The 5,385-nt window shown below is 69.6% G+C and carries 6 protein-coding genes and 1 riboswitch; of the genes, 5 read left to right on the top strand and 1 reads right to left on the bottom strand.

The genetic code is table 11. The features are described from left to right. Positions 1 to 74 precede the first annotated feature (74 nt). Positions 75 to 1,508, bottom strand: coding sequence for a sugar porter family MFS transporter (locus G6020_RS06435; RefSeq protein WP_182610051.1), 1,434 nt, complete (start codon positions 1,506 to 1,508; stop codon positions 75 to 77). 177 nt (positions 1,509 to 1,685) lie between these two features. Here G6020_RS06435 and G6020_RS06430 point away from each other — a divergent pair, with 177 nt between their 5' ends. From G6020_RS06430 to G6020_RS06410, 5 genes are all read left to right on the top strand, one after another. Then, positions 1,686 to 2,060, top strand: coding sequence for an SgcJ/EcaC family oxidoreductase (locus G6020_RS06430; RefSeq protein WP_179523958.1), 375 nt, complete (start codon positions 1,686 to 1,688; stop codon positions 2,058 to 2,060). Between the two features lie 34 nt (positions 2,061 to 2,094). After that, a complete protein-coding gene (locus tag G6020_RS06425; RefSeq protein ID WP_179523957.1) occupies positions 2,095 to 2,376 on the top strand; it encodes an Lrp/AsnC ligand binding domain-containing protein in 282 nt (93 codons plus the stop codon). Between the two features lie 61 nt (positions 2,377 to 2,437). Continuing rightward, positions 2,438 to 2,571: riboswitch (cobalamin riboswitch) on the top strand. A 115-nt stretch (positions 2,572 to 2,686) separates the two neighbouring features. Beyond that, positions 2,687 to 3,691 carry an ABC transporter substrate-binding protein gene (locus G6020_RS06420; protein ID WP_182610050.1) on the top strand — a complete coding sequence of 335 codons (1,005 nt, stop codon included), beginning with the start codon at positions 2,687 to 2,689 and terminating at the stop codon, positions 3,689 to 3,691. 1 nt (position 3,692) lies between these two features. Next, a complete protein-coding gene (locus G6020_RS06415; protein WP_182610049.1) occupies positions 3,693 to 4,880 on the top strand; it encodes an iron ABC transporter permease in 1,188 nt (395 codons plus the stop codon). Beyond that, on the top strand, positions 4,877 to 5,385 hold a 509-nt coding region (locus G6020_RS06410), incomplete at its 3' end, for an ATP-binding cassette domain-containing protein (RefSeq protein WP_182610048.1). The genes G6020_RS06415 and G6020_RS06410, both read left to right, overlap by 4 nt.

The raw sequence follows: 5,385 nt of genomic DNA, 5'->3' as shown, positions 1-5,385 counted from the left end.
CGATGTGTGCGGAACGCTCTTGGCGACGGGCCGGGGCGGGGCGGGGGATCGGTAAAGAGGGCGCGGGGGCCGGGCTACTCCATGTCCTCCAGCGAGCGGCCGGTGGTCTCGGGGATGAACTTGGCCACGAACAGCAAGGACAGCAGCGCCGACACCGCGTAGAAGCCGTAGGTGAACGTCAGGCTGAACTCGGCCATCGGCGGGAACGCGGTGGAGACCGCGAAGTTCGCCAACCACTGGGCGGCCGCCGCCAGACCGAGCGCCGCCGTGCGGATGCGGTTGTTGAACATCTCGCCGAGCAGCACCCACACCGCCGGGCCCCAGGACATCCCGAAGAACACGACGAAACCGTTGGCGGCGATCAACGCGACGAGCCCCTGGGTGTCGCCGAGTTGGGGAGCGAGTTCGCCGTCGGGCCCCGGACCAATCGTGGCGGTGCTGAACATCAGGGCCATCACCGCGAGCGAGACGGTCATGCCGACCGAACCGGTCATGAGCAGCCTGCGACGCCCGATCTTGTCGATCAGCGCGATGGCCACGATCGTCACGACGATGTTCGTGACCGAGGTGATGACGGTCTGGGTGAGCGCGTCCGCCTCGGTGAAGCCGACCGACTGCCAGAGGGACGTGGAGTAGTAGAAGATCACGTTGATGCCCACGGCCTGCTGGAAGACGGACAGCACGATGCCGATCCACACGATCGGCAGGAGGTTCCTGCCGCTCGGGGTGAGCATGTCCTGCCACGACCGCTTCCTGTCCTCGCGGACCGTCGCACGGATCTCCTTGATCCGGTTGTCGACGCCGCTGGACTGGATGGTGCGCAGGACGTCCCTCGCCTCGCCGACCAGCCGCTTGGCCAGCAGGTAGCGGGGGGATTCCGGGATCATGAGCGCCAGTACGCCGTAGGTGATCGCGGGGACCAGCTCGGTGAGGAACATCCAGCGCCAGGCCTGGATCCCCAGCCACAGCTCCTCGATCGCGCCACCGGCCACGGCTGCCAGCCAGGCGTCGGAGAGCAGGGCCACGAAGATGCCGGAGACGATCGCGAGCTGCTGGAGTGACCCGAGGCGGCCGCGTATCGAGGGCGGGGCCACCTCGGCGATGTACGCCGGCGCGATGACCGAGGCCGCGCCGACGCCCAGGCCACCGACCACCCGCCACAGGATGAGGTCCCACGGGCCGAACGCGAGCCCGGAGCCGATCGCACTGACGGTGAACAGCGCCGAGGCAAGGACCATGACGCGGGTGCGCCCCCAGCGGTCGGCGAGGCGGCCCGCGAGATACGCGCCGGCGATACAGCCGAGCAGGGCCGAGGAGACGACGAACCCGGTGAGACCGGCGTTCATGCCGAAGGTCTCCTGGACGGCGTCCACCGCGCCGTTGATGACGGCGGTGTCGAAGCCGAAGAGGAACCCGCCGAGCGCGGCGACCAGGGAGATGATCACCACCCTGCCGGTGTGGAAGGACTCCTCGTCCGAGCTCCTGGCCGAGACGTTCCGTGTGGACATGGCGTACCCCGTTCCCGGGCCGGATGGACGTCCTGATGTCTGGTGAACGGAGCGTAGGCCCGCTACCAATGTGGCGCAAGTCACATATTCTTTATCGATTGCGGCGTACGAACGCTCTGATCGAGAACACGTTCTAGGCTCGAGGTGTCTCGTCGTCATACCGAAAGGGCCACCGCCGTGAGTGCCTCCCCCGAGCAGATCCGTGCCACCGCCGACTCCTACATCGCCGCGCTGGTCGCCGGCGACCTCGAGGCGGTCCTGGACCTCTACGCCGAGAACGCCACGGTCGAGGACCCCGTCGGCAACGGCACCGTCCACGAGGGCAAGGCGGCCATCCGCGAGTTCTACTCGTCCGTGGTGGCGCTGAAGATCGAGGGCGAGGTGCTCGAGGCGCGCGTGTGTGGCGACGACCTGCTGTTCAACTTCGAGATCACCACCCACTTCGACGCCGACTCCAAGGCCACCATCAACGTGTGGGACCTCATGACCCACGACGAGCAGGGCAAGATCCGTTCGATGCGCGCGTACTGGACGCCGGAGAACATGCGCTGAACCGGGGCCGCGCGACTGGACTACCCTTCAGACCATGATCACCGCCATCGTCTTCGTCCACGCCGAGACGGCGCGCATCCCCGAGGTCGCCGAGGCGATCGCCGAGATCGACGGGGTCTCCGAGGTGTACTCGGTGACGGGCACCATCGACCTCATCGTGCTCGTGCGGGCCCGCCGCAACGAGGAGGTGGCCGACATCGTCTCCGACCGCCTGAACAAGGTCCCGGGCGTGGTCGACACCGAGACGCACATCGCGTTCCGCGCGCTGTCCAAGCACGACCTCGAGGCGGCGTTCTCCCTGGGGTACGACGAGTAGGCCCCTCCCCGGTGCGCACAGTTCCGGGGAGGTGCCCCCGCGGCCGTCGAGGCGGATGTGCATACTGTCACCACGACTTGCTGATCTCCGGATACGCAGGGGAAGACCGGTGAGAATCCGGCGCTGACCCGCAACGGTGTGCCGTCACCTCGGTGACGACGAGCCCGATTACCTGCCCGGAGGTACGCGACTCTGTCCATCGCCGCGGTCTGCGATCCGGAGTCCTGCACGGTCGGCGGCCGGTGTCGACGGTCGCCCGCCTGCGGGTCTCGTGTGTTCGTGGGCACACGACACGATCCGAGGTCTGATCATGTTCCGTCGCCAGTCCAGGTCCACCACGGCGCTCGCCGCGCTGCTCGTCACGGGCGTCGTCGTCGCGGGCTGCTCCCGCGGCGAGGCTCAGGAGAGCGCCACCTCGAAAGAGGCGTTCGCCGAGCCGGTGACCATCACCAACTGCGAGCGTGAGTCCACGTTCGACGCCCCGCCCGAGCGCATCATCACGATGAACGCCCACGTCACGGAGACCCTCATCCAGATGGGTGCGGGGGATCGGATCGTCGGCCGGGGCTATGCCGATCGCGAGGACGTCCTGCCGGAGGTCGCCGAGGAACTCGAGGCGATTCCCGGGTTGGCCGAGGAGTATCCCAGCTGGGAGCAGATCGTCGATCTGGAACCCGACCTCGTGGTGGCCGGCATGCGCAGCGCGTTCGACGAGAAGGAGGGCCGGAGCCGGGACGCGCTCGACGCGGCGGGCATCGACACCTTCCTGTTCTCCGAGTACTGCGGCGACGGTTTCCCGGACGTCTCCATGCTCGAGACCGACTTCTCCCAGCTGGGCCGGGTCCTCGGCGTCGAGGAGGGTGCGCAGCAGCTCACCGACCGCATCGTCGACCGGATCGAGTCGGTCCGCGCCACCCTGGACGAGGCCGGGGTGACGGGGACCCCGACGTTCTTCTACGACAGCGGTGAGGCGGAGCCCATGACGATCGGCGGCGTCGGCATCGGCCAGCTGATCGGCGAGTACGCGGGAGCCGACAACATCTTCATCGAGGGCGACCGGCCCTACCTCAAGACCACGTGGGAGATCCTCGGCGAACGCCGACCGGAGGCGATCGTCGTGCTCGCCTACGGGGCCACCAGCGCCGAGGACAAGATCGAGTACCTGCGCAACCAGCCCATCATGGCCACCACGCCGGCGATCCGCGACGACCGCATCGTGGTGGTCCCCCTGGCCGACTTCTTCGAGAGTTCGCGGATGGCGACCTCGGTGGAGACGATCGCCCGCGAGCTCCACCCCGACGCCTTCGGTGGCTGATATGGCGACGGTCGTCCACGACCGTGGCGGTGGCGCGGGCGATGCGGCGACACCGGCTCCGAGCCGCCCCTCGGCGTCGTCCCGCCTCCCGTCACCGTTCCGCGCCACGAGCCCGTTCCGCACCACCAGCCCGGGCCGCGAGACCGGCCCGCGCCGCGACAGGCGGCCACTCGGACTGGTCCTCGCTCCGCTGCTGGGGCTTCTCGCCCTGGCCGTGGCGGTGGGGGTCTCTCTGGGATCGGTGTCCATCCCCCTCGGTGACGTCTGGGCGATCGTCGCCCACCGCGTGGCCCCGGGGTCCTTCACCCCGTGGTGGTCCGAGGCCCGCGAGGCGATCGTGATCGAGTCCCGGCTGCCGAGGTCGCTCATGGCGGCGGCGGTGGGCGCGTCCCTCGCGGTGGCGGGAGGCGTCGCCCAGGCTGTCACGCGCAACCCACTGGCCGACCCGTACCTGCTGGGGGTGTCGTCCGGGGCCGGTTTCGGCGTCGTCGTCCTGACCGTCCTGGGCGTGGGTGCCGGGATGTGGGGTGTCTTCACGCTCCCGATGGCCGCTTTCCTCGGCGCCCTGCTGCCACTGGCCGGGGTGGTCCTGGTGGCCCGTCGCGCGCACGACACCACGGCGATCGTGCTGGTGGGGGCGGCCCTGACGATGATGTTCGGCGCGCTCAACACGTTCACGCTGTTGGTGTTGGGCGACGACCACCAACTGGGCACCGTCATGCGCTGGCTGGCCGGCGGGTTCGGTGACGCCGGGTGGACCATGCTCCTGGCCCCGGTCTCGATCCTCGCCGTCGCGGGCGTCCTGGTGATGCTGTCCAGCCGCCACCTGGACCTCCTCCTGACCGGCGACGACGGCGCCACGGCCATGGGCATGAACGTCCCGCGGTTCCGGCTGCTCAAGTTGTTGCTGGTCTCGATGCTCACCGCGGGGGCGGTGGCGGTCTCCGGGACCATCGGGTTCATCGGACTGCTCATCCCGCATCTCGCCGGGTACGTCACCGGGCGCACGTCGGCCCGGTTACTGCCGACGGCCGCGGTGCTCGGGGCGGTGGCCCTGGTGCTGGCCGACATCGCGGCCCGGTCCGTCAGCGACGGTGCCGAGCTCCCGGTGGGCGTCGTCACGGGGATCGTGGGGGGTCCGGTGTTCCTGATCATGCTGTGGCGGCGCTACGGAAGGTCGGCGACGTGACCACACTGACCGCGGCCGACGTCTCCACCGACCTCGGGGGTCGCCGGATCCTCGAGGGGGTGGACCTGACCATCGCACCCGGCCGGGTCACCGCGCTGGTGGGCCCCAACGGCAGTGGCAAGACCACCCTGCTGCGCACCTGCTACCGGGCCCTGCCCACGACCGCCGGACTGGTGCGCCTCGACGGCGACGACATCACCTCGCTCCGCCGGCGGGCCCTGGCGCGGACGGTGGGCGTGAGCACCCAGGAGCCGGTCTCGTTGGGTGGCATCACGGTCCGGGAGTCGGTGCGACTGGGCCGGACGGTGACACGCGGGCTGTTCGAGCCGTTCGGGACCGACGACGCCGACGTGGTGGACACCGTGCTCGACCGTGTGGGGTTGGCCGGGTTGGCGGACCGCGACGTCCTGGCCCTGTCGGGGGGCGAACGGCAGCGGGTGTCGATCGCCCGGGCGTTGGCGCAGCAGCCGGAGGTGCTCCTGCTGGACGAGCCCACCAACCACCT

It is taken from the genome of Dietzia sp. B19 (assembly GCF_014145155.1).
Lineage (GTDB): Bacteria > Actinomycetota > Actinomycetes > Mycobacteriales > Mycobacteriaceae > Dietzia > Dietzia natronolimnaea.
This window is presented reverse-complemented; position numbering and strand designations above follow the sequence as displayed.

Coding starts and splice junctions, on each gene's coding strand:
- G6020_RS06415 (WP_182610049.1), top strand. CDS start 3,693: ATGGCGACGGTCGTCCACGACCGTGGCGGTGGCGCGGGCGATGCGGCG.
- G6020_RS06425 (WP_179523957.1), top strand. CDS start 2,095: ATGATCACCGCCATCGTCTTCGTCCACGCCGAGACGGCGCGCATCCCC.
- G6020_RS06420 (WP_182610050.1), top strand. CDS start 2,687: ATGTTCCGTCGCCAGTCCAGGTCCACCACGGCGCTCGCCGCGCTGCTC.
- G6020_RS06435 (WP_182610051.1), bottom strand. CDS start 1,508: ATGTCCACACGGAACGTCTCGGCCAGGAGCTCGGACGAGGAGTCCTTC.